The following is a 25,897-nucleotide window of genomic DNA, read 5'->3' as shown; positions in this document are numbered from 1 at the left end:
GGAGCGGAGTCGAGGCCTGCGGCTTCGACTCCGGGGAGGACTGGCCGGCTCCAGGGGCGGGACGGGGGGATCCGGGTGGCCGGGCCCTAAGACTGCCTCTCGTGCTCCTACTCCTCGTGATCACCTACGAGTGGAGCGGCCCCCGCCCTGCCCGCGGGGGCCTCGCTCTTGCACGGCGCACACTCTGCGTCAGCGGGACGGCGCCGCCTCCGGGGTGCCGGTGTCCTCGTCCCGGGGCGAGGGCGCCTGCGGTGCCGTGACGGCGTGTGCCGTGGCCCCGGCCGCGTCCGACGACGCGGTCCAGCCGCCCGCCGGGGCCGGCGCAACCGCGCGCCACCACGGCGCGGACGGCAGGAATCCGGACGTCGGCTCGAAGGGCTCGCCCGGGCGGGGCAGCGCGACCGTCGCGCCCGCCCCGGCCGCGGCGGTGACCGTCCCCTCGGCCGGCTCGGCCCACGGGTGAGGAGCCAGGTTGAATGTGCCCCAGTGGATCGGCAGCATCACACCGGACGGCGTACCGCCCTGGAGGTCCAAGTGGGCCCGCATGCCCTCGGCCGGTGTCATGTGGATGTCGGGCCAGTACTCGGAGTACGCGCCGATCTGGATCATGGTCGCGTCGAATGGCCCGTGCTCCGCGCCGATGTCCTGGAATCCGGTGAAGTAGCCCGTGTCGCCACTGTGGTAGATCCGGTGCTCGGGGCCCGCGACCGCCCAGGACGCCCAGAGGGTGTGCTGCTGGTTGCGCAGTCCGCGGCCGCAGAAGTGGCGGGCCGGCGTCGCGGTCAGCCGGATGCCGTGCACATCGGCCGACTCGTTCCAGTCCAGCTCGCGCAGCCGGTCGGGAGCCACACCCCAGCGCTCCAGGTGCGCTCCCACCCCGAGCGGGACGGCGAAGACGGTGTCGGTGCCGGCCAGTGCCCGGATCGTGGGGAGGTCGAGGTGGTCGTAGTGGTCGTGGGAGATCACCACGACGTCGACGGTGCCGAGGGCCGCGAGCGGCGCGGGCACGGGATGCAGCCGCTTGGGACCGACGAAGGTGAAGGGGGAGCAGCGCTCGCCCCAGACGGGGTCGAACAGCACCCGGCGGCCGTCGATCTCCGCGAGGACGCTGGAGTGGCCTGTCCAGGTCAGCCTCAGCCCGGAGGCGGGCGGTGCGGCCAGGTCGGCGACGGTCGTGGGGTGCACGGGCACTTCGCCGAGCGGTGACCGGCGGGCCCGTGCCTCCTTCTGGAAGTAGATCTTGGCGAATTCGACCATGGAACCGCCGGAGGGCCTGGTCCGGGCGCCCTCCGGGTTACGGAAGACACCGTCGGCGAAGTTCGGGGAGCGGCGGATTCGGGCCATCCGCTCTCCGGCCGGGTCGGCTCCGAAGGCGGGCGGTCTGAGCGAACGCATCCGGGCTCTCAGCGAGTGGGGAGAAGCAGCGCCGGTCACGACACCTCCTGATGTTCGAGGCTCTGTCCATTATGTGCGGGCGCGCACATCACGCCGGGTGTCCTGCTGTGCGTCCGATCCGTCATGACCGGGCAACGCGCGCCCCGGCGCAGGTGTTCCTGACGCGTGTCCCGGTTCCCATGGGAATCGGTGCGGAAGCGCGATGTCACATCTCGGTGTGCGGCTCCGTCGTATCCGTGAAGGACACCGCGAAGGCCCGTACGACGGCGTGGACCACGACGCGTACGACGACCCCAGGAGGCCCGACATGGCCCGTATCTCCCTCGAACCGCGCCGCTCCCTGTTCCTGCGTGCGATCGAGTGGTACACCAGGCGCACGTACGGCAAGGCGCTCGACCCGGTCCGGGCGCTCGGACACCACCGGCGGGTGCTCTTCACCGATCTGCGCCTGGAGACGTCGGTCGCCAAGTGGAAGGCGCTCGACGAGGACCTCAAGGCGCTCGCCACCATGGCGGCCGCGGCGTCGATCGGCTGCAGCTGGTGCCTGGACTTCGGCCACTGGCAGAACCGGACGCGCGGGATGGACGCACGCAAACTCCACGATGTGCCGGTGTGGCGCGAGAGCGATGCCTACTCCCCGCTGGAGCGGGACGTCCTGGAGTACGCCGAAGCCATGACCGCCAATCCGCCGGAGGTCACCGACGAGCTGGCCGAGCGGCTGTGCACGGCACTGGGCGAGGAGGCGTACGTGGAGCTGACGGCGATGGTGGCCGTCGAGAACCTGCGCTCGCGCATCAACTCGGCGCTGGGGCTGACCAGCCAGGGTTTCAAGGACCAGTGCGAGGTCCCGGCCGCACTGCCGCCAACCGCCCGCACGACGGCCTGAGAGGCGGAGCCGAACAGGGCGAGTTCCGTGCGGTAAAGCAGCGATCTCGCCCAAGATCGGCTGTGTAGGGTGACGCCCGTGGCCAGGATTCGGTTGAGCGTGCAGGAGCGGCGTGAGGAACTGCTGAACGCGGCTGTCGCGCAGATCGAACAGCGTGGTGTGGCGGCCGTGCGGATCGCCGATGTCGCCTCTTCACTCGGCGTCTCAAGCGCCCTGGTGCTCTACCACTTCTCGTCCAAGGAACAGCTCGTCGCTGCGGCGTTCACCCACGCCGCCGATGCCGATCTGGCCCATCTGCGCAAACTGCTGGGCCGTCGCACGTCCGCGCTGCGCCGGCTGCGGGCCGCCGTGCGGTGGTACGCGCCGACCGGGCAGGCCAAGGGCTGGCGGCTGTGGATCGACGCCTGGGCCGCGTCGCTGCGTGATCCGGCCCTGCGGGAGGTCGCCCGCGCCCTCGACCAGCAGTGGAAGGCGGCGCTGACCGAGGTGATAGCGGAGGGCGCGGCGGCCGGGGAATTCCCGTGCGAGGACCCCGCGGCGGCGGCCTGGCGTCTGACGGCGTTCCTCGACGGGCTCGCCGTGCAGATGACCTCGTACGCGGGCTCGCTGACCCGCGCGGCGATGCTGCAGTGGACGGACGAGGCGCTGGCCCGCGAGCTGGGCTTGGACCGCGCGGCGCTCACGGCGACGGCCCACTGACACGCCGCGGACTTCACGGGCTTTGTGTGTCCCACCGGTGCGGCGAACTCGGCCTGCTCGTGCTGGGTCGCAGTACCGTCTCGGGACGGGTCTTCGGCGTGCCCTTCAGAGCGGCAGCAGGTCCGGACGCTTGGCCGCCACGTGGTCGCCGGAGCTCTCGCCCCGCAGGCGCCGGCCGATCCACGGCACCAGGTACTCGCGCGCCCAGTTGATGTCGTCGCGCCGCACCTCGAGGGCGCCGCGCGGCGGCAGCGGCGGCCAGGCCTGGTCGGGGTCGGCGGGCACATCGAGGCCGAGCACCTGGGCGGCGCGCAGGGCGACGCGGGTGTGGCCCTCGGCTGACAGATGCAGACGGTCCGCGTCCCAGGCGCGCCGGTCCTGGACGGACTTGAGCGACCACAGGTCGAGGACGGGGCAGTCGTGGCGGTCGGCGATGGCCCGTACGTGCGCGGTGTACGTGGCGATCTTTCCGCGCAGATGGCGCAGGACAGGCACGTCCCGCGTGTCGAAGCCGGTGGTCACCATGACGGTGCCGACCGACCTCGTGAGGTCGGCGACGGCCCGCTCGAACCGCTCGGCCACATCGTCGGGGTCGCTGCCCGGCCGGATGATGTCATTGCCTCCGGCGCAGAACGTCACCAGGTCCGGGGCGAGTTCCTTGGCCCTCGGGACCTGCTCCTCGACGATCTGGTCGAGGAGACGGCCTCGTACGGCGAGGTTGGCGTACCGGAAGGTGTTCTCCGGCATGAGGTCGGCGAGCAGCACCGCGAACCGGTCCGCCCAGCCGACGTACGTCCCGTCGGGACCAGGGTCTCCCACGCCTTCGGTGAAGCTGTCACCGATCGCCGCGTACGACCCGAATGCGCCCTTGTTCTCTGTTCTCGAATCGTCTGCCACGAGAGCACATCTTTCCTTCACGGATGTGACCTACGCGACCGTAAGGAGGGGTTGACGGGGAGTGATCTTTGCCACCGTCGACGTTCGACCGGGCCGGAATACGCGGAATCCCCCGCTCCGCCGCCGGACGGAACGAGGGACACGCGCCTGACTGCGGGTCAGACAGAGACGCCGTGCTGGCGCAGGTAGGCCACCGGGTCGATGTCCGAGCCGTACGAGGGGCTGGTACGGATCTCGAAGTGCAGGTGGGGACCGGTGGAGTTGCCGGTGGAACCGGACAGACCTATCTGCTCGCCGCCCGAGACGCTCTGACCGCTGGAGACGGACAGGGAGGAGAGGTGGGCGTACTGCGAGTAGGTGCCGTCACCGTGCTGGATGACGACCTCGTTGCCGTACGAACCGCTCCAGCCGGCCGAGACGACGGTACCCGGGCCGACGGACTTCACGCTGGTGCCGCTTCCGGCGATGAAGTCGACGCCGGTGTGGTAGCCACTGGACCACATGGCACCGGAGGCGCGGTACGGCGTGGAGATGCCGCCCCCGACCGGGGCGGTCCAGCCGGAGGAGGCCGGGGTGGCGGCCTTCTCGGTCGACGCCTTCTTGGCGGGGGCCTTCTTGGTGGGGGCCTTCGGCGCCGGAGCGGCGGTCCGCGAGGCGTCGCGCGAGGAACGTGCCTTGGACTCGTCGCGCGGCTCCGGGTCGTTCTTCGCCGTGGACTTCGCGCCGATGGTCAGTTCGAGACCCGGGTGGATCAGCGCGGGGTCGGCGCCGATGGCGCGACGGTTGTCGTTGTAGAGACGCTTCCAGCCGCCTCGGACGTCCTGCTCGTCGGCGATCTTCGCCAGGTAGTCGCCGGCGACGACGGTGTACGTCTTCGGCGCCTTCTTGCCGGCCGGAGCGCCCGCGGCGGCGAAGGCCGGTGCCGAGGCGGCGGCCTTCTGCGGAGCCGCTTCGGGGGCCGAGGCGGGCGCGGCGTTGGCGCTGGTGGCGCCGATCAGCGGCAGGGCTATGACGGCACCACCCGTACCGGCGGCGACGAAGCCGCGAGTGAGGGGGTTGGCCTTGGGACGGCGGTGCTTACCCTTTCCGGGCATGACGCATTCCTCTCCGGCGCCTGCGAGGTGAGCTGTCGGGTTCGGGCTGGAGATGCCCGTTCGCGCTGGTTGCGCGAATTAACCCCAAGCCGTCCGAAATTTCCGATACGGCGTACTACCTGGGTCCCCCGCTCCTGCCACACGTGGGTGGGTTCGAGCTCCGGTCGGCGGCAGGATTTGGCGATCCGTCCGGATTGAGCGTGACCGTAGGCGAGCACACCGGGCGGTAACAAGCCGCGAATTCTCCCGATCTCCGCCGGGCGCGATTCCGGGGCGCTTTTCCCGTCACCCTCCGTGGAGGGAAAACGGTCAATTCCCTCGTCGGCAAGGGAATTGATACGGGGAAACCGGGCACGTTCCGTCACGGATATGATCCTGCTCACGGACCGTGCCCCATCTCCCCTGTAGACGGGGCACGTTAGCTGTAAAGACTCAATTCGGACAGAAGAGGCAAAAGGTTGCCTAACCATCCAGTTGGTCATCAAGCTCCGTCCGCAACGCCCGACTTCGTCCCGTGCCGCCGCTCGGCCCTGACACAGTCCCCCGCCGTCCTGCCCGTCCCCGTGAATTCACCGGCCCGCCGCCTTCAGGAACACGCGGCGAAAGGCGGCAGCTCCCTCTCTCGCAAAGGGAATCGGTCCCGGCGGCCATACCCTTCGCAGCCTGATCACTCGGCACGCTCGTCACCCCGGAGGTCAAATGGGGCGCGGAGAACCCGTAATGAGCTCCGGAATGGACTCCAGTGGGGGCGGCGCCTCGCCGCACCCCGGGCGACCCACATGACCCCGCGCGCCCCCGCAGCCGGGGCGCGGCTGGGCAGAGACGCCTGCCGCACGCACCGGCGCTCGCGAGATGATTGGCCGATGAACATGTGCCGTATCGTCGGATCGCGCCATCGTCGGCGACCGGCGCCGACAGCAGTCACCTGAAGGAGTCCACGTGACGCAGCAGCTGCCCCAGGCCCCGTCGACCGAACCCCGGCTCGCCGGAGTGCGAAACTTCCGGGACGTGGGCGGACTGCCGACCGTGGACGGCGGTCAGGTGCGGCACGGCCGGCTCTTCCGCAGCGGGCACCTCGCGCACGCGACCGAGAGCGACGCCGCCTTCCTCGCCTCGCTCGGGCTGCACACGATCTTCGACTTCCGCAACGCGGCGGACCAGCGGCTGGAGGGCCCGGACGTCGAGCTTCCGGGCGTGCGCAATGTGAACCTGCCGCTGAGCGACCCGGCCGACGGGGCGGAGTTCTGGAAGATGGTCCGGGACGGCAACCTCGACCAGCTGAAGTCGATCCTGGCCGACGGCAAGGGCGCCGGGCGCATGATCGCCTCCTACCGGATGATCATCAAGGAGCGGACCGCCGAGCACAGCCGCGTCCTGCACGCACTGGCCGAGGACAGCGTCCCGGCGCTGATGCACTGTGCGGCGGGCAAGGACCGCGCCGGCCTGTCGATCGCGGTGACGCTGCTGGCCGTGGGCGTGGAGCGCGACGCGATCGAGGCGGACTACCTGAAGTCCAACGACCCGCACCGCCGGTACAAGGTCAAGCGCGGTGACGACTCCCCCGAGGCCATGTCCGCCGAGGTCATGGAGCTGCTCAGTCCGCTGTTCGACGCCCGTGCCGCCTATCTGTCCGCCGCGTTCGAGACGATCGAGGAGACCTGGGGCGGCACCGAGAAGTACCTGTCGAAGGGGCTGGGGCTCTCCGCCGAGACCCGTGAGCGGCTGCGCGAACGGCTCGTCGACGGGAGCTGAGCCGTCGCCCCGGCGGGTGCCTACTGGTTCTGGCCGCCCACCAGGAACAGCAGGTAGAGGAACGCGGCGATGAGGTGCCCCGCCACGAGGTAGGCGAACAGCCGGATGACGAGGCCGCGCGGGAAGCGCTCCTCCCGCCTGTTCTCGGGCGTGTCCGGCAGGGGCTTGTCCAGGGGGTCCCACATGTGCGTGATCACGACCTTCGGGTCAGGCGTGCGGAAGGAGATCGGGGCTCTGCAGCAGGGTGTGCACGAAGAGCAGTTCGGCGCCTTCGGGCGAGGCGGCCGCGATGCGGTGCGGCGTGAGCGAGTCGAAGTGCGCGCTGTCCCCCGGGGCCAGCTCGTGGACCGCATCCCCGAGAGCGAGGCGCAGCCGTCCACCGACGACATACAGCCACTCCTCGCCGGGGTGCACCCGGACCAGATCGCCCTGGGCGCCGTACGGGACGACCACCCGCAGGGCCTGCATGGCCCGGCCCGGGGCGCCGACCTGGTGGTACGTCCAGCCGTCGGCGGTCGCGGGCTCACGGCGGCCGGCCCGGATGACGGGCTCGCGCTCGGGCGGGAGCTCGCCCAGCACCTCGGCGACCGTCGTACCGTAGATCCGGGCGAGGGCGAGAAGCATCGGCAGCGAGGGCTGTCGGTTTCCGGTCTCCAGCCGGGAGAGATGGGCCGGGGAGAGCCCGGCGCGCTGGGCGGCGGCCTCGAGGGTCAGTCCGCGGCGGCGGCGCAGATCGCGCAACCGGGGCGCGACGTGGTGCAGCCCCTCGCCCGTCGGTGCGGCGGAAGTGGTCATGCGTCCATTGCGCCAGCCCATTGCCCGAGAGGCAAGTTTCTTGCCTCTGTGGCAAAGCGGCTCAGCGGTTCGCCATGGCCTGTTTCACCAGCGTCTTGCCGAAGTCCCACATCAGCCCGCCGCCGTTGTGTGCGTCGTCCATCACGGCCGTGAACGCCTCTACGAATCGGTCCACCTCGCGTTCGCCGATGATCAGCGGCGGGATCAACTTGATCACTTCCATGTGGTCGCCGGAGACCTGTGTGAGGATCCGATGCCTCTGCAGCAGCGGTACGACGACCATCTGGGCGAACAGTCCCTTCCGGGCGGCCTGCAGCATCGCCCACCGGCTCCGCAGCCTGATCGACTCGGGGCGGCCGAACTCGATGCCGATCATCAGCCCGCGACCGCGGACGTCCCTCAGCAGTTCGTAGCGGTCCACGAGCGCGGCGAGCCTCGCCCGCAGCAGCTCGCCGGTCACCCTGGCGTTCGCGATGACCTGTTCGTCCTCCAGCACCGACAGGACGGCGAGCCCGGCGGCCATGGCCTGGGCGTTGGAGCCGAAACTGGCGGAGTGCACCAGCACTCGGTCCATGGACGAGAAGACCTTCTTGAAGATCCAGTCCTTGCCGAGCGTCGCGCCGACGGGGATGTACCCACCGGACAGGGCCTTGGCGACGCAGATCAGGTCGGGCTCCACGCCCGCTTCGTACTGGAAAGCGTAGAAATCCCCCGTCCGCCCGAGACCCGTCTGCACCTCGTCGGCGATGAGCAGCGCCTTGTGCCGGTGCAGGAGCTCCTGCGCGGCCCGCAGGAATCCCGGCGGGCTCGGCACCACTCCCTTGCCCTGGACGGGTTCGACGATGAGGGCGGCGACGTCGCCGCGCAGCAACTCCCGCTCCAGTGCGTCCAGATCGCCGAGTTCGATCGCCGAGTCCGGCAGCAGCGGGGCGAAGCCGTCGCGGAATCCGGCCTCGCCGTTGACCGATAGGGAGCCCGTGGTCAGCCCGTGGAAGGCGTGCGAGCAGTACAGCATCCTCGGCCGGCCGGTGGCGCACCGGGCGAACTTCAGCGCCGCCTCCACCGCCTCCGTCCCGCTGTTGCCGAAGAACACCCGGTCCAGATGCGGCGTGTGCAGGAGCAGCTTCTCCGCCAGCAGCCCCGGCAGCGGGGCGCAGTCGAAGCGGGTGAGATCGGGGAGCGAGGCGTCGAGCACGTCGTGCAGGGCCTTGCGTACGACCGGATGGTGGCGCCCGAGGGCCATGACGCCGAAGCCGGCCAGCATGTCGAGGTAGTCGTTGCCGTCGGCGTCCCAGAAGTAGGCGCCCTCGGCCCGCTCGTAGACCTTGTCGAAGCCGATGGTGTGCAGCATGCGCGGGAGCTGGTGGTTGAGATGGAGGCCGTGCAGTTCATAGCGCTCGGCCCCGCGCCGGGCCAGCAGTGTCGCCAGGTCGAAGCCCTTGGACGCCTCGGTCATCGCTCAGTCCTCCTTGCCTGGGCCCGTGGCGGGCCGGTCCTGGGCGCCGCCGCGGCTGTTGTCCGTAACGACGGCGACCATGCGGTGCCGCGCCGCGAGCGGCGGCCTCGTCCCGGTGCAGGACGTCCGTCCGGCCGATCCGTCCCGTCGACCCGATCGCCTCGGCCGCCGGCTCCGTGGCGAGGTGACCACGGTCGGGGCTGCAAAGACCCGGTGGAGCGCGATGGTGAGCTCGACCACGCCCGGGTTGGGACCGAGGTGCCCGCCGGTTCGGGCCACCGCATGGATCGGGAACTGACGGATCTCCGCCGTGAGTCGGCCGGGCTCGGGCCGGGTCAGCGCCTTCAGGTCCCGCGGCCCCCGGATGGGTTCGAGAAGCGTCATGTCCAGCCCCCTTCGCATGCAGAACGACTCGGCGGCGGACGACGGGCCCCCGGGCGGGTCCGCCCGCGCGTCGCCACCGTCAGGTCACCGGCTGCCGCTGACCGTCTCGCGGGCCGCGCGCAGGGACTCCTTGAGCGAGCCCATGGTGGCGAGCACGGCGGTCGGTTCGTAGCCGCAGTGCGCCATGCAGTTGGCGCAGCGCGGGTCCTTGCCGCGGCCGTACTTGCTCCAGTCGGTCTCCTCGATGAGCTCGCGGTAGGTGGGGACGTAGCCGTCGCTCATCAGGTAGCAGGGACGCTGCCAGCCGAAGAGCGAGTAGTTGGGGATGGCCCAGGCCGTGCAGGGGAAGTCGGCCTTGCCTTCGAGGAAGTCGAGGAAGAGCGGAGAGTGGTTGAGCCGCCAGCGCCGCCGGTTGCCGCCCGCGAACGCCTTCCTGAACAGCTCGCGGGTCTGTTCCACGCCGAGGAAGTGCTCCTGATCGGGAGCCTTCTCGTAGGCGTAGGCGGGCGAGATCATCAACTCGTCGACCTTGAGGTCGTCGTTGAGGTAGTTGAGGACCTCGATGACGGTCTGGGGTGTGTCGGTGTTGAAGAAGGTCGAGTTGGTGGTGACCCGGAAGCCGCGGCGCTTGGCCTCCTTGATCGCCTCCACGGCCTCGTCGAAGACGCCCTCCTTGGCAACCGACTCGTCGTGCCGCTCACGCAGTCCGTCGATGTGCACGGCGAAGGCGAAGTACGGGGACGGCGTGAAGTTCTCGATCTTCTTGCGCAGCAGCAGCGCATTGGTGCACAGGAAGACGTACTTCTTCTTGCTCACCAACTGGCGGACGATTTCATGAATCTGGGGATGCATCAGTGGCTCGCCGCCGGCGATCGAGACCATCGGCGCCCCGGACTCCAACACCGCCCCGACGGCCTGCGCCACCGGCATCCGCTGCTTGAGCACGCCGGCGGGGTGCTGGATCTTCCCGCACCCCTCGCACGCGAGATTGCAGGCGAACAGTGGTTCGAGCTCCACGATCAGCGGGAACTTCTCACGCCCGCGAAGCTTCTGTTCGAAGAGATAGGTCCCGACCCTGATGGTCTGGCGGAGCGGCATGGCCATCTGGCTCACCTCCTGGGGAGCAGCAAAGAACGGTGCCATTCATAGAAAGCGGGAAGGACGGCACGCAGAACACGGAAAGCTGATATTCCACCGCGTACCGTGCCGATTCGGACCAGTTCGTGCTCCGGAGCGTCCACGACCACCCGGACGGCCGCAACCGGACGGGGACCGGCGCGCAACGCGCTGCTCAGGGTGACCGCCGACTCCATGTCGACGGCGATCGCGCCGGTCGCCTCCAGCCTGGCCCGCTCGGGCCCCCGCACCACGTGGTCGGCGCCCGTCAGCAGGCCCCCGTGCACGGTGCGCCCCGGTACGGCCCTGGCCACCGCCCTGCGCAGCAGCTGGGAACCGGTGCACGCGGTGGTGACCTCGTCGATGCGTGTCTCGTCCGCGACGACGAGGTCACCCGGGTGCATGCCCGGAGCCAGCCCCGCGCAGAAGCCGGAGGCGACGACGGCGGCTTCGCGCAGCGGGCCGCTCGCGCAGGCGGCGAGCACGGCCCGTGCCGCGTTGACCGGCCCCATCCCGGTGCGCAGCACCGTGACCTCGCCGGTCCGGCCCTCCTGGTCGAGGGCGCGGACACCGCTGCGCAGGGCGGCCTTCTCGATGCCGAGCGCACAGGCGACGAGCAGCCGGGCAGCGGAGCCGGACGGCTCCGGGGGACGGCCCATCAGCCCCCCTTGCGAGCGTGCGCGCGGGCGGCGAGCGGTTCGCCGTGCACGAAGCGGCCCAGCGCGGTGAGCGGGAAGACCTGCCGGTAGAGGTGGTAGTTGATGGAGAAGTCCCACGGGAAGCCGGTGCCCGTGAACTGCGGCTCGTCCCAGGAGCCGTCCGGGCGCTGGGTGCCGGCGAGCCAGGCGATGCCCCGCTGGACGGCCCTGCCCTCCTGCTCCCCCGCCGCAATCAGCGCGAGCAGCGCCCAGGCGGTCTGGGAGGCGGTGGAGGGGCCGTGTCCGATCCACTTCTCCTCCCGGTAGGACCTCAGGTCCTCGCCCCAGCCGCCGTCCTCGTTCTGCACGGACTCGAGCCAAGAGACAGCCCGGCGGACGGCCGGGTGGGACACGGGCAGTCCTGCGGCGGTCAGCGCGGGGACTACGGACCCTGTTCCGTAGAGGTAGTTGACGCCCCAGCGGCCGAACCAGGCACCGTTCTGCTCCTGTTCGGCGAGCAGCCATTCGATGGCACGGCGGGTCCGCGGGTGGCCGGCCTTGCCCTCGTACGCCAGCATCTCCACGACGTGCGCGGTGACGTCCGCGGACGGCGGGTCGATCACCTCGCCGAAATCGCAGAAGGGCAGCCGGTTGGGGAACGCGCTGGTGTTGTCGGCGTCGAACGCGCCCCAGGCGCCGTTGCGGGACTGCATGCCGAGGGTCCAGCGGGCGCCGCGCTGGACGGCCGCCTCCAGGCGCTCCTGATCGGGGTGACCGGCCCTGCGCAGGGCGAGGATCACCTCGGCGGTGTCGTCGATGTCGGGGTAGTTGTCGTTGTGGAACTCGAACGCCCAGCCGCCGGGCGTGAGTCCGGGCCTGCGCACGGCCCAGTCGCCGGGCCGCACGACCTGCTCGCTGAGCATCCAGTCGGCGGCCTTGACCAGCGCCGGATGGTCGGCGGGCAGGCCCGCGTCGGCCAGCGCGATGGTGGCGAGACAGGTGTCCCACACGGGCGACTGGCACGCCTCGATCATGCGGACGGCCACCCCGTCCTCCTCGTGCCAGACGGCGAACCGGTCCAGCGACTCCAGGCCGGCCCGCATCACCGGGTGTTGGAGGTCGTAGCCGAGCAGGTACAGCGCGATCACGGAGTACACGGCGGGCGGCTGGATGCCGCCCCAGCAGCCGTCGTTCTCCTGCCGCTCGATGATCCAGCGGGCCGCGCTGTTCATGGCGGTACGGCGCAGACGGCGCGGCGCGACCTTGTGGTAGAGGTGCAGGGCCTTGTCGGCGCGCTGGAAGAAACCGTCCCAACTCGACGCGGGGGCAAGCGCTTTGGCCGGCTTGGGGTTGTCGGGGTCGGTGTGCAGCTCGTCCAGCGCGAACGGCGCCGGACGCACGGGCCGCTTGGCGGAGACGACGGTGAGCGGGACGACGGTCTGCCGTGCCCATTGGCCGAAGTCGTAGATGTTCAGCGGGAACCACTTCGGCAGGAAGATCAGTTCCGGCGGGAGTTCGGGCAGGTCCTCCCACTTCCACCAGCCGAACAGCGCGAGCCAGATCCTGGTGAAGACGCGGGCGGCGGCGATGCCGCCCTGGCCGCGGATCCAGGCCGCCGCGCGCTGCATGTGCGGGTCGTCGGGACGGTCCCCGGCCAGGCGCAGGGCGACGTACGCCTCGATGGTGGTGGACAGCTCGCCGGGACCGCCGTGGAAAGTGGCCCAGGTGCCGTCCTCGCGCTGCCGGCCGCGTACGAAGCGGGCGGATGCCGCAGTGGTCCGCTCGTCCTGGATGCCGAGGAACTGCCGCAGCAGCAGGTCCTCCGCGTCCATCGTCACATTGGTCTCGAGATCGCCCTTCCACCAGCCCTGGGCGTCCTGGCGTTTGAGCAGATGGTCGACCGCCCGTTCCACGGCTTTCCCGGCGGCCTCGCGAACGTCGGCCGCGCTCTTGGCTCCCGCGGCAGTGGTGGCAGTGGTGTCGGTGGTGCTGACGGCAGTGGCGGCGGAGGCCCGCAGGGGTCGGCCGCTTCCGTCGGTCGTCGCTGTCATGGCTTCCCCTTCGTTGCAGTGGTTCTCTGCTGAGCTGGGGTCTGACGTCGGCCGGTGACTGTGAGGTCACCGGCCGGCGACGCGCTTCATATGGTGCGGCTGATACTCCGCCCGGTGCGGCGTGTGATGGTGATCATCTCTTTCGTACGACGACGAAGTCCGCGAGCGCGACGAGCTGCGCCCGAACCGTTTCCGGCATGTCCACACCGTCGAGGGCCTCGATCGCGGTTCCGTGCTGGCGGCGGGCCTCCTGGGAGGTCCACTCACGGCCGCCCGCCTCCTCGATCAGGGCCGCCCTGATGGCGAACTCCTCCTCGGAGAAGCTGTCGAAGTCGTTGCTCTTGGCGTCGGCCGCCAGCAGTGTGCCGAGGCGCTGCGAGGCCGGGCCGCCGGCGGCGAGCGCGGCGACGACCGGCAGGGACTTCTTGCGCTGGCGCAGGTCGCTCCAGGTCTGCTTTCCGGTGGCGACGGGGTCGCCCCAGATGCCGAGCAGATCATCCACCGCCTGGAAGGCCAGGCCGAGGTGGTAGCCGTACGCCTCCAGGGTGTCGGCGGTACGGTCGTCGGCCCCGCCGAGAACGGCGCCGATGGAGACGGCGCAGGCCAGCAGTGCGCCGGTCTTGTTGCCCTCCATCTCCAGGCACTCCTCGACGGTGACCCGCTCGCGGTGCTCGTAGGAGATGTCCTGGGCCTGGCCGTCGATGAGCTTGCGCGTCGCGGTGGTCAGGCGGCGGGTGGCGCGGCCCGCCTCCACCGTGCCCATCTCCAGCAGGAGTTCATTGGCCAGGGCGAAGAGGGCGTCGCCCACGAGGATGGCCTGTGCGGGGCCGTGCACCTTCCACACCGTGTCGCGGTGCCTGCGCTGCTCGTCGCCGTCCATCAGGTCGTCGTGCAGGAGCGAGAAGTTGTGCACGAGCTCGACCGCGACAGCGCCGGGGATCCCGACCTCCGGCGCCGCGCCGGCCGCCTCCGCGGACAGCAGCGCGAGCGCGGGGCGCACCGCCTTGCCGCCGTCGCCGTCCGAGGGGCGGCCCTCGGCGTCGATCCAGCCGAAGTGGTAGGCGGCCACGGTGTCCATGGGCGGGGCGAGCCGGTTCACGGCCGCGCGCAGCACGGGCGTGGACAGGGTGCGACCGCGCTCCAGCAGCGCGGCGATGTCCGTGTCGTGCGCGGTCCTGGCGGTCTGTGCGGTGTCTTCAGCCGGGTTCGCCGAGGGCACTGTCGGCACGCTTACTCCTCTGGTTCCAGTACTGGTGCTCACGCCGCCTCCTTGAGCGGATGTTCATGGCGGCGGCCGAGCGCGAAGAGCGCAGCACCGGCGGCACTGAACCCGCTGCGCACGGCGCCCTCCATGGTCGCGGGCCAGCCGGTGGCAGTCCACGCGCCAGCAAGGTACAGGCCGGGGGCGCACGTTCGCGCACCCGGCCGCAGACGGCCGACGCCGGGAGCGGGGGCGAAAGTCGCCGTCCGCTCCCGGGTGACGAAGAAATCGTGTACCCGTGCGCCGCGGGCCGCGGGCAACAGCCGCTGCAGTTCCGGCAGATACCGTGCGCGCAGAACGGCGACCGGGTCGTCGATCTCGTCCTCGGCGGCAGACTGGGACAGGGCCAGGTACTGGCCGCCCGAGAATCCGGAGGCCTCGGTGCGGTCGAAGACCCACTGGACGGGCGTGCCTAGTGCGGCGAAGAACGGGCGGCGCAGCACCTTGCGGTCGTACAGGACATGGACGTTGAGGATGGGTGCGGTACCGATGTCCAGCAGCCGGTCGCGGTCCTCCATCGCCCCCTCCGGCAGCAGCGCATGGGCCTCGCGCTGCGCCACGGCGAGGACGACCGCGTCGGCGTGGAGCGTCTCGCCGCCGGCCGACACCTGCCAGCGTCCGCCTTCGGCGCGGGTGATCCCCCGTACTCGGGTGGACAGTTCGGTGCGTACGCCTGCCGAGTCGAGAGCCTTGCGGGCGAGGGTGTCGTGCAGTTCGCCGAGGGGGACGCGCGCCCAGCCGATGTCGGCGGCTCCGGGCTCGGAGAGCAGTCCCGTCCTGAAGACCATGGCGGCGAGCGCCATGGAGGCGTGGGGCGCACGGGCGTTGAGCGTGGCCACGCCGACGAGGTCCCACAGGGCGGCGACGGCGCGCGGGGACTGGCCGTGGCGGCCGAGCCAGGTGGCGAAGTCGATGCCGTCCAGCGCGGGGTCGGCCGGATCGATCCTGTTCAGGGCCATCGCGGCGCGTGCGACACCGGCGCGCTCGGCGAGCGAGAGGTGCGGGTAGGCGGCGAGGCCGCCCGCGAGGTGCAGCGGCACGGGCAGCGCGGTGCGCCGCAGCCGGCCGAGCCGCGGCCCTCCGGGGGCCGCCACGTCCAGCACGGGCACGTCCAGCCGGTCCTGTACGGGCGCGAGGCCGGCGGCGTCGATCCGGTCGAGGAACCAGCGGTAGGCGGTGCAGCAGCGCAGGTATACGTGCTGGCCGTTGTCGACGGTGAGGTCGCCGCGGCGGAAGGAGAACGCGAGTCCGCCGAGACGCGGCCGTCCCTCCAGGAGGGTGACCTCGAGTCCGGCGTCGGCGAGTTCCAGCGCGGCGGTGACGCCGGCGATTCCGCCGCCGACGACCACGGCGTGCGGGGCGAGGGGGTCGTCGCCCGTCATCGGCTCTCCCTCCTCGGGCGCGCCACGGACATGCCTCCCGCGTCCGTCACCGCGCGGGAGGCGGCTCGGCGCATCCGGGTAGACGGCGCCCCTCCGGGCTCGGCCACGCGGTGACGCGCTCCGCCGGGGCGGGCGGCCGCCCCCGCTGTGCGCGGCCGCCCGCCCGGCTCCACCACGCGCGCGGGCACGTGGGACCCGGGCACGGCCTGCGGCTCCGTCGCCGGGGGGCGCACCGTCCCGAGCGGCGCGCCACCTGTGAGCGAGCGAAGCGTGCGCAGTCGCTGCGGCCGCGACCCGCCGGGCTCCGCCGCGGGACCGGGCAGCTGGATGCCCAGCACGCGTCCGACCTGCGGTACCCCCACGCGGGCGCGCACCGGCCCGAGCGGCACGCCACCCCTGACCCGGCGACCCGCGCACGGCCTCTGCGGCCACAGCCCGCCCGGCTCCATCGCCCGCGTGACGGGCCCGGGCATCGCCGCGCGGGCGCGTGCGACCTGCGGGTGGGCCGTCGGCCCGGCGGGCGGCCGCGGCGGGCACAGGGCGGGGCCGCGCGTGGTGCGGGCAGCGGTCCGCATCACGCGCGTCCTCCCAGGGTGCGGCGGCCGATGGTGCGGGCGTCGAGGCCCGAGAGGCCGCGGACCGCGACGTAGGCCTTCTCGCGACCCGGCAGGGAGACCCGGCCGCGCAGCACCCCATCGGGGTCGCGCTCGATGCGGTCGAGCAGCCGGCGGTAGATGCCGGCCATGGCGGCGACGCAGGCGCCGCTGCGGCGGTCGAGCATGGGCAGCAGCCGGTAGCCCTCGGCGAACAGCGCGCGGGCGCGGCGCACTTCGAAGTGGACCAGTCCCGCGAAGTCGGCCCCGGCAGGCGGGGTCGTGCTGTGGAAGCCTTCGGAGCAGCCGAACTTCGCGAGGTCGTCGGCGGGCAGATAGCTGCGCCCGTTGGCGGCGTCCTCGCGAAGGTCGCGGAGGATGTTGGTCAGTTGCAGGGCCAGCCCGAGCGTATCGGCGTACTCCGCGGCGCGTTCTGCGCCGCGCGCGCCCGGCTGGGTGCCGAACACGCCGAGCGAGAGCCTGCCGATGGCGCCCGCGACGCAGCGGCAGTAGACCTTGAGCTCGTCCCAGGTCTCGTACTCCTCGCCGCGTACATCCATCAGGACACCGTCGATGAGCTCGTCGAGTCCGCCCAGCGGAAGAGGGAAGCGCCGCGCCGCGTCGGCGAGCGCGACGACGACGGGGTCGGTGTCGTTGTGGTCGACGGTCCCGTTGCGGACGCGGTCGAGCAGACTGCGGGTGTCCTCCAGCCGGGCGCGCTTCGCCTCGGGCCTCAGGGCACCGTCACCGATGTCGTCGACGCGCCGGGAGAACGCGTACAGCGCCGACATGGCCTGGCGCTTGTCGGTCGGCAGCAGCCGGATTCCGTAGGCGAAGTTGCGGGCCTGCTGCCCGGTCACGGCCTCGCAGTAGCTGTACGCGGCCTGCACCGGCGCGGGCATCTGGGGCGATCCCTCCATCGTCCGGTTCATCCCTCTCTACGCGCTCTTCGCAAGACCACTCCCGTTTCGCGCAGCACATGGGCCTTTGCGGCTTTGGGTGGTCCGGGCAGCACATCATGTCCGGCCGCGGCGATCGCGGCGAGGGCGGCGCGCCCACCGCCGACGAATCCCGCGAGGAGCAGTCGCAGCCTGCCGTGGACGCTGCCCACCAGCGCCGTGCCCTCGTCGAGGAGGTCGCGGGCCCGCTGGGCCTCGTAGGCGATCAGCGCCCGCACCGAGGCGTTCGCCGTCGGGGCGGCGAGGTCCGCCTCGGTGACACGGAAGCGCTCGAGGTCCTCGGCAGGCAGGTAGACGCGGTCGCGCGCGAGGTCCTCGGCGACGTCCTGGAGGTGCTCGACGATCTGCAGTGCGGTGCACACGGCGTCGGAGCGGCGGATGCGCTCGGGGCTCGTCGTACCGGTGATCTCCAGGACCGTCCGGCCGACGGTGTTGGCCGACAGTTCGCAGTAGGCCACCAGGTCGTCCCAGGTCTCGTACCGGCGTACGAGCTGGTCCTGCCGGTTGGCGGCGATGAGGCCGAGGAAGGGCTCGGGGGTGAGCGAGCGGCGGCGGACGGTGGGGCGCAGGGCGCGCAGCAGCGGGTGCTGCGGGGTGCGGGCCGGGTCGAAGACGCGGTGCAGGTCGGCCTCGAAGGCGTCGAGGAGGACGAGCGGGTCACCGGCCGCGTCGGGCGCGACGCCGAGCCGGCGGGCGTCGGCGCCGCCGGGAGCGAGGTCGCCGTCACCGATGTCGTCGACGAGCCGGGCGTATCCGTAGACGGCCATGAGGTCGTCGCGCCAGGCGCGCGGGAGGAAGAAGGGGGCTACGGAGAAGTTCTCGTCGTCAGCCTTGTCGAGCGTGGCGCGGGTGGGCGCCTGGCATGTCTCCCGGGCGGCTGTCATTGCACACTGCCCACCGCGACGGGGACGGGGACGGCGCAGACCTCGCGGAGCTGGAGAGATCCCGTCATGGCCGTCACATCTCCCGTTCTACACTCCGAACCAATACATCCCATTTCGGACACGCCGCCGCGTTTCCCTGCCCCCGACGGTCGCCTGCACCAGGAGGGGAGAGGAGAAATCGCCGCACTTGCCGCGAATCAACTCCGGTACACCTTACGTGGTACACCGTGCGATGCGGCTCCGGGGTGCCGCGCGCGCCCGGCATCGACACCGCGAATCGCGCAACCTTCCCTGCGCACACCGAACTTGATCATTGTTCGACGATCCGCGCGAATCCGCGGTGGCAGGGAGCTGCGCACGAAGGCCCCGCCACCTCGGCCGGCGGAAGGGCGCCCGGGTGTGGACGCGGCTACTTGCCGGTCTCCTTCTCGTACGCCTTGATGACCTCGTCGGTCGGGCCGTCCATCAGCAGCTCGCCCTTCTCCAGCCACAGCACCCGGTCGCAGGTGTCCCTGATCGACTTGTTGCTGTGGCTGACCAGGAAGACCGTGCCGGCCTCCTTGCGGAGCTCGCGGATGCGCTCCTCGGAACGGATCTGGAAGCGGCGGTCGCCGGTGGCCAGCGCCTCGTCGATCATGAGGACGTCGTGGTCCTTGGCTGCGGCGATGGAGAAACGGAGCCTGGCCGCCATGCCGGAGGAGTACGTGCGCATGGGCAGGGTGATGAAGTCGCCCTTCTCGTTGATGCCCGAGAAGTCGACGATGCTCTGGTAGCGCTCGCGGATCTCCTCGCGCGACATGCCCATGGCCAGGCCGCCGAGTATGACGTTCCGCTCGCCCGTGAGGTCGTTCATCAGCGCGGCGTTGACGCCGAGCAGGGAGGGCTGGCCGTCCGTGTAGACCTTGCCGCTCTCGGCGGGCAGCAGACCGGCGATCGCCCGCAGCAGGGTCGACTTGCCGGAGCCGTTGGTGCCGATCAGTCCGATCGCCTCGCCGCGGTACGCGGTGAAGGACACACCGCGCACGGCGTGCACCTTGCGCACCCCGCGGGACTCGCCCTTTTCGCGGCGCAGGATCCGGCTCAGGGCGGCGGTGGCGCTCCCCCTGCCACCGCTGCCCGCGTTGACGCGGTAGACGATGTGCACGTCGTCCGCGATGACGGTCGGGACGCGGGCATCGGAGTTGACGCGGGCACCGCAGTTGTTGTCGTTCTTGTCGTCAGCCACGGCCGTAACGCTCCTCAGCCTTCCAGAAGTACACGAAGCCCGCGAAGCCGATCACGACCGCCCAGGCAACGGCCGACCCCCACACGTGCGAGGGCAGGTTCTCCGAGCCGTAGCCGTCGATCAGCGCGAACCGGACGAGGTCCATGTACAGGGCCGCCGGGTTGTACATCAGGACGTCCGCGATCCAGGCCGGCCGGTCCGCGAGCATGATCGGAATGGAGAACATCACGCCCGAGGCGTACATCCAGGTCCGCATGACGAACGGCATCAGCTGGGCGAGGTCCGGGGTCTTCGAACCCAGCCGCGCCATGATCAGGGCCAGGCCGGTGTTGAACACGAACTGCAGGGCGAGTGCCGGGACGACCAGCAGCCACGACCAGGTGGGGTAGCTGCCGAAGGCCACCACGATGACGACCAGCACGATCATGGAGAACAACAGCTGCTGGAGCTGCTGCAGCGCGAAGGAGACGGGCAGCGAGGCGCGGGGGAAGTGCAGGGCGCGCACCAGACCCAGGTTCGACGAGATCGCCCGGACACCGGCCATCACCGAACTCTGGGTGAAGGTGAACACGAACACACCGGTCACCAGGAACGGCACATAGACCTCGACCGGCATGCCCCGGCTGGCCTTGAGGATCAGCCCGAAGATCAGGAAGTAGACCAGCGCGTTGAGCAGCGGGGTCGCCACCTGCCACAGCTGGCCGAGCTTCGCCTGGCTGTACTGAGCCGTGAGCTTGGCCTGCGAGAAGGCCAGGATGAAGTGGCGCCGCCCCCACAGCTGTCTGACGTACTCGGCCAGGCCAGGACGGGCGCCGCTGACCGACAGCCCGTACTTGGCGGCGAGCTGTGCCGGCGAGAGGCCGTCGTCGGGTGACGGCGTGGGGCTCATCGCGATGGCACCGTCATGGGTTGTGTCACTCACAAGTTGAAACTTTCGTGTTCAAGATGCGCGGCAGTTCGGGGCTCCGTGTGTCCTCGGGCCTCGGCCCAGATGCTCTCAGAACCGAGCTTGTCAGATGACAGGAGGTCGGCCCAGCCGGGTGAGCCGCCACACAGTACGCCACTTCATGGGACGGCGCGGCCCGCAAGGGGTCCGCCACCCCTCCGCGAACCCTCTGAACCACGCCTTCAGCGCGGGCGCCGTGGGGCGGCGCAGCAGGGTGAGCAGCACCCAGACCCCCAGGTAGAGGGGGATGAGCGGCGCGGGCAGGTTGCGCCGGGCGACCCACACGCGGTTGCGGGCCACCATGCGGTGGTAGACCGCGTGCCGCGACGGCGGCAGCGTGGGGTGAAGCAGGACGATGTCCGCGCGATAGTCGATGTTCCACCCCGCGTCCAGCGCACGCCAGGCGAGGTCGGTCTCCTCATGGGCGTAGAAGAACTCGTCGGGCAGGCCGCCGACCTCCTCGATGACCTTGGTCCGCACGGCGTTGGCGCCGCCGAGGAAGGTTGTCACGCGCGAGGAGCGCAGCGGGTCGGAGGCCCGCAGCCGCGGCACGTGGCGCCGCTGGGTCAGTCCGGTCTCCGGGTCGGCGATACGGAAGCTGATGATGCCCAGCTCCGGGTCGGCCTCGAAGGCCTGCCGCACCAGCTCCCCGGTGTCGGCGCCCGCGAGCAGACCGTCGTCGTCGAGGAAGAGCAGGGCGTCCACGTCCCTGCCGGACGGTCCGAACGCCTCGATGCCCACGTTGCGTCCGCCGGGGATACCCAGGTTCTCGGGCAGATCCACGGTCCGCACGCCCTCGGGGACGTCGAGCACGGGGGCACCGTTGCCGACGACCACGACCTCGATCCGGTCGCCGTGCTGCTCGGCGACCGAGTCGAGGAGTGCGCGCAGTTCGTCGGGGCGGTTGCCCATGGTGATGACGACCGCGCCCAGCTTGAGCGGAGCCGTCATTTCAGCCTGCTCGACGCCAGGATCGAGACCAGGTGCAGCAGTGTCTGCAGCAGGGCGATGCCGGCGAGGACTGCCACACCGAGGCGCGAGAAGAACAGGTCGTCCCTGACGGTGTCCAGGATCGCCAGGAGCAGGATCAGCAGGGAGGCCTCGATCCCGAGGACGAGCCGGTGGAACTTCAGCGCCGCTGCCGCCCTGCGGGCCAGCGCCATGCCGGACGAGCGCGGCTCGGACGCCGCCTCCTTGACCGGCGGCAGCCCGCCCTGGTGACGGGCGACGCCGACGAGGTCGGTCTCGGCCTTGATGAGGATGGCGCCGAGGGCGGCCAGGGTGCCGAGGAACGCCCACAGCCAGTCGACCCGTCCGGGCCCCCACAGGTCGGCGGCGCGCAGACCGAAGCCGACGAGGACCGCGGCATCACACAGATACGCCCCGACCCGGTCCAGGTAGACCCCGCCGAGCGAGAACTGCTTCTTCCAGCGGGCCACCTCGCCGTCGACGCAGTCGAGCAGCAGGTAGAGCTGGACCGCCACCACACCGAGCACCGCGCCCCAGATCCCGGGCACCAGCAGGGCCGGGGCCGCGAGGACGCCGAAGACGGTCATCAGGTAGGTCAGCTGGTTCGGCGTGACCTTGGTGGTGACCAGGATGCGGGTGATGCGCAGGGAGATCTCGCGCATGTACAGGCGGCCGCCCCAGTGCTCTCCGCTGCGCCGGTCCTTCACACCCGCCGGGTGAACGACCGGTCGGAGTTCAGCTACGGATGGTCTTGGCATAGTCGGCGTACGCGTCCCTGATCTGGTCGTCGGTGAGGTCGAGGTGCTCCAGGACGGTGAACCGTCCCGGGCGGGTCTGCGGTGCGTACTCCACGGCGCGGACGAACTCCTCCGTGGAGAACCCGATCTCCTGCGGCAGCACCGGCAGCCCGTGCCGGCGCAGCACGTCGGCGAACTCGGCCGCGTCCTCGCGCGCGCCGCGCAGGTGCATCGCGAACGCGGCGCCGAGTCCCACCTGCTCGCCGTGGCTGGCGGCCCGCTTGGGGTAGAGGAGGTCGAAGGCGTGGCTGATCTCGTGGCAGGCGCCCGAGGAGGGGCGGGAGTCGCCGCTGATCGACATGGCGATGCCGGAGAGGACCAGGGCCTCGGCGAGGACGGTGAGGAACTCGTCGTCGACGACGCTGCCGGGGTGGCGCAGCACGGCCTCGCCCGCGGTGCGGGCCATGGCGGCGGCGAGGCCGTCGACCGGTTCGCCGTTGACGCGGTGTGCGAGCTCCCAGTCGGCGATCGCCGAGATGTTGGAGATCGCGTCGCCGATGCCGGAGCGGACGAAGCGCACGGGGGCGTCGCGGACCACGTCGAGGTCGATGACCATGGCGATGGGCGACGGGACTCCGTAGGAGCCGCGGCCGTTGTCGTTGTCGAGGATGGAGATCGGGGAGCACAGGCCGTCGTGTGCGAGGTTCGTCGCGACGGCGGCGAGCGGGAGGCCGACCCGGGCCGCGGCGTACTTCGCCACGTCGATGATCTTCCCGCCGCCGAGGCCCACGACCGCGTCGTACCGCCTGCCCTTTATGTCGTCGGCCAGCTTGACGGCCGAGTCGATGGTGCCGTCGCTGACCTCGTACCAGTCGGCGCCCGGCAGCGCGGGTTCCAGGCGCTCGCGCAGCGCCTGGCCGGAGCCGCCGCTGACGGCGAAGGCGAGCTTGCCGGATGCGGAGATGCGCTGGTCGGCGAGGAGCGAGGCCAGATCGTCCAGGGCTCCCGCGCGGATGTCGACGACGACAGGTGACGGGATGAGCCGGGTCAGTACAGGCACGCGATCTCACGGCCCTTCGCGAGGTCGTCGTGGTTGTCGATCTCGACCCACTTGACGTCCCCGATGGGGGCCACGTCGATCGTGAAACCGCGGTCGACGAGCTCCTGGTAGCCGTCCTCGTAGTAGAGGTCGGGGTCCCGTTCGAAGGTGGTCTTCAGCGCGTCGGCAAGGTCGGCCGCCGCGTCGGGCTCGATGAGAGTGACACCGATGTACTCGCCGGTGGCGGCCTCGGGGTCCATCAGCTTGGTGATCCGCCGGACGCCCTTTCCGTCCGCGGTGACGACCTTCATCTCCTCGTCGGCGAGGTGCTTCACCGTGTCGAGGGCGAGGATGATCCTCCGGCCGTCGCCGCGGGCGGCGAGCAGCGTCTTCTCGACGGAGACGGGGTGCACGGTGTCGCCGTTGGCGAGGATGACGCCCTCGGCGAGAACGTCACGGGCGCACCACAGGGAGTAGGCGTTGTTCCACTCCTCGGCCTTGTCGTTGTCGACGAGGGTGAGCTTCAGGCCGTACTTCGCCTCCAGCGCCGCCTTGCGCTCGTAGACGGCCTCCTTGCGGTAGCCGACGACGATCGCGGCCTCGGTGAGCCCGATCTCGGCGAAGTTGCCGAGGGTGAGGTCGAGGACGGTGGTGTCCCCGTCCACAGGCACGAGGGCCTTCGGAAGCGTGTCGGTGTAGGGGCGAAGACGCCTTCCGGCACCGGCTGCCAGTACGAGGCCGATCATGCGGGTTCTCCTTCGTCATGTACTGCGGGTGCGCCCGAGGACACCCAGAAGCGGATGCTCTCGGCCAGCACCACGAGCGCGGCGGCCACGGCGATGACCGTCAGCGCGATGGTGAAGTCCGTGTTGTTCAGCAGGAAGGCCAGCAGCGCGACCGCCAGGACCCGCCCCTCGTGCCCGCCGATCGCCCGCACGAGCCAGTGCGGGGGCGCGCCCGTGCCACCGCGTATGCGGTACACCGTGTCGTAGTGATGGTAGGCGACGGCCGCCACCAGCCCGAAAGCTGCCGGTAGTGCCCCGTTCACCTCTGCGTGAGCGGCGAGGATCAGGACGGTGCCGTATTCGGCGGCCCGGAACACCGGGGGCACCAGCCAGTCGAGGGCCCCCTTGAGGGGCCGCGCGACCGCGATGCCCGAGGTGACGGCGTACACGGCGGCCGCGGCGACGGTCCAGACGGATCCGAAGCCGGTGAAGCCGGCCGTGGCAAGAACGGCGGCCGCACCGGTGACGGCGGCGGAGAGCGGTATGAGTCCGGGCAGGTTGCGCACCCGCTGCGCCACGGCACGCGCCACCGAAGCGGCGAGGGGGCCGGAGTCGGCGAGGTCCGCGAGCGCCTGGGCGGCGCGGTCGGTGCGGTGGGCCCTGCGGGTGAGCGAGCGCAGCACGCGGCCCGCGGTGGTGTAGCAGGCGGCGAGCGAGCAGCCGACGAGCAGCGCCCAGAAGACGATCCGCGGCGTGGTCAGGGCCGTGAGCACCGCGATCATGGCCCAGCGCTCGCCGATCGGCAGCACTATCATCCGGCGCACCCACACCGTCCATCCGACGCTGTCGAGCTTGCTGGACAGGGCGGCGGTGGGACTCGTGTTCGCGGTGGCGTCGTGGTTGGCCTCGTTGAACGAGAAGTCGACGACGTGCCGGCAGGTCTGCAGGACCATGGCGCCGAGAGCGAGCGCCCACACGTCGTCGCCACCATGGGCGGCGCCGAGGGCGAGGCCCGCGTAGTACGCGTACTCCTTGGCCCGGTCGAAGGTGGCGTCCAGCCAGGCGCCCATCGTCGAGTACTGCAGCGAGTAGCGGGCCAGCTGGCCGTCCGTGCAGTCCAGGACGAAGGAGACGAGCAGCAGCAGGCCGGCCGCGACGAAACCGAGGCGGGTGCCGGTCGCCGCGCATCCGGCGGCGATCAGCGCGGTGAGCAGCGAGGCGGTGGTGACCTGGTTCGGGGTCAGCCCGCGGCGCGCGCACCAGCGGGCGATGTAGCGGGAGTACGGGCTGATGCAGAAGGTCGTGAAGAAGCCGTCGCGTGCCTTGACGGCGGACCGCAGCCGGACGGCCTCGTCGTCGACGGCCTCGACCGCCGCGCGGACGCGGTGCCTGTCCTGCGCTCCGGCGGGCACCTCGGCGACCAGGGAGCCCAGGTCGGGGCGGTGCACGGTGGTGCCAGCGTCCTCCAGGGCCGTGACGACGTCGTCCACGAGCCCGTCACCGGTGACGGCGGCCGCACCGGCGGGCACGGTCGCCGTGATCGTGCGCACGGCCGTGTCGAGCGCGGCGCGGGCGGCGGGCTGGGCGGTCAGTGCTCCGGTGACGGCGGCGGCCGGGAAACGCGGGTCGGTCAGCGCCAGCCGCAGGGCATGCACATGCCCCACGAACCGGGGGTCGACGAGGGCGATCCGCTCGCCCGCGGGCACGGCCGTGACCAGGGCCGCGGTGTGCTCGGGGCCGCCTGCGACGCGCACGTCGAAGCCCAGCGACCGCAGATCGCCTTCGAGCGGCGATCCGGGTACCGGCGTACCGGTGAGGATGGCGGTCGACAGACGAACTCACTCCTTGGAGCTGACGGTGCGGAGACACGGTGGCTCGGCCCGGTCGCCGGGCGGCGGCACGTCGGCCGAGGCTATCGGATGGAAGGACGCGGGAATTCATCGGCCGTTCACGCCTGGGAAGCCCGCCGAGATCATCATGGTCGATCACCGCCTCGCCGGACAAACCGCGGACG

Annotated in this window: 23 protein-coding genes, 1 pseudogene and 1 riboswitch; of the genes and pseudogenes, 3 read left to right on the top strand and 21 right to left on the bottom strand. The window is 71.1% G+C overall.

All coding sequences use genetic code 11. The features are described from left to right. Positions 1 to 189: 189 nt before the first annotated feature. Complete coding sequence (locus J7E88_RS04215) at positions 190 to 1,395, bottom strand: MBL fold metallo-hydrolase (RefSeq protein ID WP_215177503.1); 1,206 nt, start codon at positions 1,393 to 1,395, stop codon at positions 190 to 192. 202 nt (positions 1,396 to 1,597) lie between these two features. Here J7E88_RS04215 and J7E88_RS04210 point away from each other — a divergent pair, with 202 nt between their 5' ends. Further along, positions 1,598 to 2,281, top strand: a complete 684-nt coding sequence (locus J7E88_RS04210) for a carboxymuconolactone decarboxylase family protein (RefSeq protein WP_308307273.1) — start codon at positions 1,598 to 1,600, stop codon at positions 2,279 to 2,281. 78 nt (positions 2,282 to 2,359) lie between these two features. Beyond that, positions 2,360 to 2,980 carry a TetR/AcrR family transcriptional regulator gene (locus tag J7E88_RS04205; RefSeq protein WP_215177274.1) on the top strand — a complete coding sequence of 207 codons (621 nt, stop codon included), beginning with the start codon at positions 2,360 to 2,362 and terminating at the stop codon, positions 2,978 to 2,980. 105 nt (positions 2,981 to 3,085) lie between these two features. Here J7E88_RS04205 and J7E88_RS04200 read toward each other — a convergent pair whose 3' ends face one another. Both J7E88_RS04200 and J7E88_RS04195 read right to left on the bottom strand, forming a co-directional pair. Beyond that, a complete protein-coding gene (locus J7E88_RS04200; RefSeq protein ID WP_215177272.1) occupies positions 3,086 to 3,877 on the bottom strand; it encodes an SGNH/GDSL hydrolase family protein in 792 nt (263 codons plus the stop codon). A gap of 158 nt (positions 3,878 to 4,035) precedes the next feature. Next, on the bottom strand, positions 4,036 to 4,971 hold the full coding sequence (locus J7E88_RS04195; protein WP_215177270.1) for a LysM peptidoglycan-binding domain-containing M23 family metallopeptidase: 936 nt from the start codon (positions 4,969 to 4,971) through the stop codon (positions 4,036 to 4,038). Between the two features lie 4 nt (positions 4,972 to 4,975). Continuing rightward, positions 4,976 to 5,131, bottom strand: a riboswitch (cyclic di-AMP (ydaO/yuaA leader). Positions 5,132 to 5,910: 779 nt separating this feature from the next. Here J7E88_RS04195 and J7E88_RS04190 point away from each other — a divergent pair. Continuing rightward, positions 5,911 to 6,723 (top strand): tyrosine-protein phosphatase, encoded by an 813-nt coding sequence (locus J7E88_RS04190; RefSeq protein WP_215177268.1) that lies wholly within the window; start codon positions 5,911 to 5,913, stop codon positions 6,721 to 6,723. Positions 6,724 to 6,743: 20 nt separating this feature from the next. Here the strand turns inward: J7E88_RS04190 and J7E88_RS04185 are convergent, their stop codons facing one another. The 18 genes and pseudogenes from J7E88_RS04185 to J7E88_RS04100 form a co-directional block, all read right to left on the bottom strand. Further along, on the bottom strand, positions 6,744 to 6,908 hold the full coding sequence (locus J7E88_RS04185; protein ID WP_251022143.1) for a DUF6126 family protein: 165 nt from the start codon (positions 6,906 to 6,908) through the stop codon (positions 6,744 to 6,746). A 22-nt stretch (positions 6,909 to 6,930) separates the two neighbouring features. After that, a complete protein-coding gene (locus J7E88_RS04180) occupies positions 6,931 to 7,518 on the bottom strand; it encodes a helix-turn-helix domain-containing protein (RefSeq protein WP_215177266.1) in 588 nt (195 codons plus the stop codon). 61 nt (positions 7,519 to 7,579) lie between these two features. Further along, a complete protein-coding gene (locus tag J7E88_RS04175; protein WP_215177264.1) occupies positions 7,580 to 8,974 on the bottom strand; it encodes an aspartate aminotransferase family protein in 1,395 nt (464 codons plus the stop codon). Positions 8,975 to 9,169: 195 nt separating this feature from the next. Beyond that, positions 9,170 to 9,358: pseudogene (locus tag J7E88_RS35530) on the bottom strand (1-deoxy-D-xylulose-5-phosphate synthase N-terminal domain-containing protein); the annotation flags it as partial. Positions 9,359 to 9,442: 84 nt separating this feature from the next. Beyond that, on the bottom strand, positions 9,443 to 10,462 hold the full coding sequence (gene hpnH, locus J7E88_RS04165; RefSeq protein WP_215177260.1) for an adenosyl-hopene transferase HpnH: 1,020 nt from the start codon (positions 10,460 to 10,462) through the stop codon (positions 9,443 to 9,445). Between the two features lie 5 nt (positions 10,463 to 10,467). Then, positions 10,468 to 11,133 (bottom strand): 1-hydroxy-2-methyl-2-butenyl 4-diphosphate reductase, encoded by a 666-nt coding sequence (locus tag J7E88_RS04160; RefSeq protein WP_215177257.1) that lies wholly within the window; start codon positions 11,131 to 11,133, stop codon positions 10,468 to 10,470. Beyond that, complete coding sequence (gene shc, locus J7E88_RS04155) at positions 11,133 to 13,163, bottom strand: squalene--hopene cyclase (protein ID WP_215177255.1); 2,031 nt, start codon at positions 13,161 to 13,163, stop codon at positions 11,133 to 11,135. The genes J7E88_RS04160 and shc overlap by 1 nt, the downstream gene beginning before the upstream one ends. Positions 13,164 to 13,296: 133 nt before the next feature. Continuing rightward, positions 13,297 to 14,382 carry a polyprenyl synthetase family protein gene (locus J7E88_RS04150; protein WP_215177495.1) on the bottom strand — a complete coding sequence of 362 codons (1,086 nt, stop codon included), beginning with the start codon at positions 14,380 to 14,382 and terminating at the stop codon, positions 13,297 to 13,299. 38 nt (positions 14,383 to 14,420) lie between these two features. Beyond that, positions 14,421 to 15,806: a hydroxysqualene dehydroxylase HpnE gene (gene hpnE, locus J7E88_RS04145; protein ID WP_215177247.1), complete on the bottom strand. Its 1,386-nt coding sequence runs from the start codon at positions 15,804 to 15,806 to the stop codon at positions 14,421 to 14,423. A gap of 574 nt (positions 15,807 to 16,380) precedes the next feature. Beyond that, positions 16,381 to 17,331: a presqualene diphosphate synthase HpnD gene (gene hpnD / locus J7E88_RS04140; RefSeq protein ID WP_215177243.1), complete on the bottom strand. Its 951-nt coding sequence runs from the start codon at positions 17,329 to 17,331 to the stop codon at positions 16,381 to 16,383. Beyond that, positions 17,328 to 18,242 carry a squalene synthase HpnC gene (gene hpnC, locus J7E88_RS04135; RefSeq protein ID WP_215177233.1) on the bottom strand — a complete coding sequence of 305 codons (915 nt, stop codon included), beginning with the start codon at positions 18,240 to 18,242 and terminating at the stop codon, positions 17,328 to 17,330. The genes hpnD and hpnC overlap by 4 nt, the downstream gene beginning before the upstream one ends. Before the next feature lie 409 nt (positions 18,243 to 18,651). Next, a complete protein-coding gene (locus J7E88_RS04130; protein WP_215177230.1) occupies positions 18,652 to 19,467 on the bottom strand; it encodes an ABC transporter ATP-binding protein in 816 nt (271 codons plus the stop codon). Then, the gene (locus J7E88_RS04125; protein ID WP_215177228.1) at positions 19,460 to 20,389 is read right to left on the bottom strand and encodes an ABC transporter permease; all 930 of its coding nucleotides are present in this window, start codon (positions 20,387 to 20,389) and stop codon (positions 19,460 to 19,462) included. The genes J7E88_RS04130 and J7E88_RS04125 overlap by 8 nt, the downstream gene beginning before the upstream one ends. Before the next feature lie 90 nt (positions 20,390 to 20,479). Next, complete coding sequence (locus J7E88_RS04120; RefSeq protein ID WP_215177226.1) at positions 20,480 to 21,364, bottom strand: glycosyltransferase family 2 protein; 885 nt, start codon at positions 21,362 to 21,364, stop codon at positions 20,480 to 20,482. Then, the gene (locus J7E88_RS04115; protein WP_215177223.1) at positions 21,361 to 22,140 is read right to left on the bottom strand and encodes a CDP-alcohol phosphatidyltransferase family protein; all 780 of its coding nucleotides are present in this window, start codon (positions 22,138 to 22,140) and stop codon (positions 21,361 to 21,363) included. The genes J7E88_RS04120 and J7E88_RS04115 overlap by 4 nt, the downstream gene beginning before the upstream one ends. Then, positions 22,118 to 23,179 carry an iron-containing alcohol dehydrogenase family protein gene (locus J7E88_RS04110; protein ID WP_215177221.1) on the bottom strand — a complete coding sequence of 354 codons (1,062 nt, stop codon included), beginning with the start codon at positions 23,177 to 23,179 and terminating at the stop codon, positions 22,118 to 22,120. The genes J7E88_RS04115 and J7E88_RS04110 overlap by 23 nt, the downstream gene beginning before the upstream one ends. After that, the gene (locus J7E88_RS04105) at positions 23,167 to 23,904 is read right to left on the bottom strand and encodes a sugar phosphate nucleotidyltransferase (RefSeq protein ID WP_215177219.1); all 738 of its coding nucleotides are present in this window, start codon (positions 23,902 to 23,904) and stop codon (positions 23,167 to 23,169) included. Before J7E88_RS04105 ends, J7E88_RS04110 begins: the two co-directional genes overlap by 13 nt. Next, the gene (locus J7E88_RS04100; RefSeq protein ID WP_215177493.1) at positions 23,901 to 25,715 is read right to left on the bottom strand and encodes a DUF5941 domain-containing protein; all 1,815 of its coding nucleotides are present in this window, start codon (positions 25,713 to 25,715) and stop codon (positions 23,901 to 23,903) included. Before J7E88_RS04100 ends, J7E88_RS04105 begins: the two co-directional genes overlap by 4 nt. Between the last annotated feature and the right edge of the window lie 182 nt (positions 25,716 to 25,897).

It is taken from the genome of Streptomyces sp. ISL-10, from assembly GCF_018614575.1.
GTDB lineage: Bacteria > Actinomycetota > Actinomycetes > Streptomycetales > Streptomycetaceae > Streptomyces.
The sequence above is the reverse complement of the archived record's forward strand: the minus strand, read 5'-3'. Positions and strand labels throughout refer to the sequence as shown.

Bases quoted from the DNA above. Each gene is read 5' to 3' on its own strand.
- J7E88_RS04215 (WP_215177503.1), bottom strand. From the start codon at position 1,395: ATGCGTTCGCTCAGACCGCCCGCCTTCGGAGCCGACCCGGCCGGAGAG.
- J7E88_RS04210 (WP_308307273.1), top strand. From the start codon at position 1,598: ATGTCACATCTCGGTGTGCGGCTCCGTCGTATCCGTGAAGGACACCGC.
- J7E88_RS04195 (WP_215177270.1), bottom strand. From the start codon at position 4,971: ATGCCCGGAAAGGGTAAGCACCGCCGTCCCAAGGCCAACCCCCTCACT.
- J7E88_RS04185 (WP_251022143.1), bottom strand. From the start codon at position 6,908: ATGTGGGACCCCCTGGACAAGCCCCTGCCGGACACGCCCGAGAACAGG.
- J7E88_RS04180 (WP_215177266.1), bottom strand. From the start codon at position 7,518: ATGACCACTTCCGCCGCACCGACGGGCGAGGGGCTGCACCACGTCGCG.
- J7E88_RS04175 (WP_215177264.1), bottom strand. From the start codon at position 8,974: ATGACCGAGGCGTCCAAGGGCTTCGACCTGGCGACACTGCTGGCCCGG.
- hpnH (WP_215177260.1), bottom strand. From the start codon at position 10,462: ATGGCCATGCCGCTCCGCCAGACCATCAGGGTCGGGACCTATCTCTTC.
- J7E88_RS04160 (WP_215177257.1), bottom strand. From the start codon at position 11,133: ATGGGCCGTCCCCCGGAGCCGTCCGGCTCCGCTGCCCGGCTGCTCGTC.
- shc (WP_215177255.1), bottom strand. From the start codon at position 13,163: ATGACAGCGACGACCGACGGAAGCGGCCGACCCCTGCGGGCCTCCGCC.
- hpnE (WP_215177247.1), bottom strand. From the start codon at position 15,806: ATGACGGGCGACGACCCCCTCGCCCCGCACGCCGTGGTCGTCGGCGGC.
- hpnD (WP_215177243.1), bottom strand. From the start codon at position 17,331: ATGAACCGGACGATGGAGGGATCGCCCCAGATGCCCGCGCCGGTGCAG.
- hpnC (WP_215177233.1), bottom strand. From the start codon at position 18,242: ATGACAGCCGCCCGGGAGACATGCCAGGCGCCCACCCGCGCCACGCTC.
- J7E88_RS04120 (WP_215177226.1), bottom strand. From the start codon at position 21,364: ATGACGGCTCCGCTCAAGCTGGGCGCGGTCGTCATCACCATGGGCAAC.
- J7E88_RS04115 (WP_215177223.1), bottom strand. From the start codon at position 22,140: ATGCCAAGACCATCCGTAGCTGAACTCCGACCGGTCGTTCACCCGGCG.
- J7E88_RS04105 (WP_215177219.1), bottom strand. From the start codon at position 23,904: ATGATCGGCCTCGTACTGGCAGCCGGTGCCGGAAGGCGTCTTCGCCCC.